The 882-nt window shown below is 37.3% G+C and carries 1 protein-coding gene; it reads left to right on the top strand.

The window, feature by feature from the left end; genetic code table 11:
- Positions 1–104 precede the first annotated feature (104 nt).
- The coding region (locus tag MNY27_RS10915) for a flagellin (protein ID WP_346392349.1) at positions 105–882 on the top strand (778 nt) is incomplete at its 3' end.

Below are 882 nucleotides of genomic sequence, written 5' to 3'. Positions count from 1 at the left end.
AAGTTATTTTTTTGGCTGACGATATTGTTATAGTCTCGGGCAAGGATGCCTAAAGATAAATAAAAAATAAGAGTTTTTAACTCTTCCATAGAAAAGGATTTATTATGGGTTTTAGAATTAATACAAACGTTGGTGCAATGGATGCGTGGCGTAATGCTACAATGAACAATGTTCAACTTGACAAAAGTTTGAATAGATTGTCTTCAGGTTTAAGAATCAACCGTGCTGCTGATGATTCGGCTGGTTTGGCAATTGCTGATAAACTCTCAGCTCAGTCTCAAGGTCTTGGACAAGCGATGAGAAATGCAAATGATGCAATCGGTCTTATTCAGACTGCCGATGGTGCATTACAAGAGTATACAAATATTGCTCAGCGTATTAGAACACTTGCAGTTCAAGCTGCCAATGATACACAAGATACTGCTTCAAGAAGTTATATTCAAACTGAGATTAATCGTCTTATCAGTTCTGCGAGCTTTATCAATACGCAAACTAAATTTAATGGTAAATCTATCTTTACAGGTAGTAGTTTTACTTTCCATGTTGGTGCTTATCAGGGTGAAGTTACAAAAACTACAATTGATTCTATGACAGCATCAAGTGTTTTAGGTTCTGCAAATGTCAGTGTTCAGTCTGCTGCTGAAGCGACAATCAGTGCAATGGATGGTGCAATTGCAACAATCGATACACTAAGAGCGAAATTAGGTGCTGCACAAAATCAACTTGAATCTACAGTTAGAAATAACTCTGTAGCACAAGTGAATATTACTGCTGCTGAATCTCAAATTCGTGATGTTGACTTTGCTGCTGAGTCTGCAAACTTCAACAAAAGAAATATCTTAGCACAATCTGGTTCATATGCAATGAGTCAGGCGAATGCTG

The sequence above is a fragment of the Sulfurimonas sp. NWX79 genome (assembly GCF_039667035.1).
In the GTDB taxonomy this organism is placed as follows: domain Bacteria; phylum Campylobacterota; class Campylobacteria; order Campylobacterales; family Sulfurimonadaceae; genus Sulfurimonas; species Sulfurimonas indica.
Note: the sequence above shows the minus strand (reverse complement) of the source record. Positions and strands in the feature narration are given on the sequence as shown.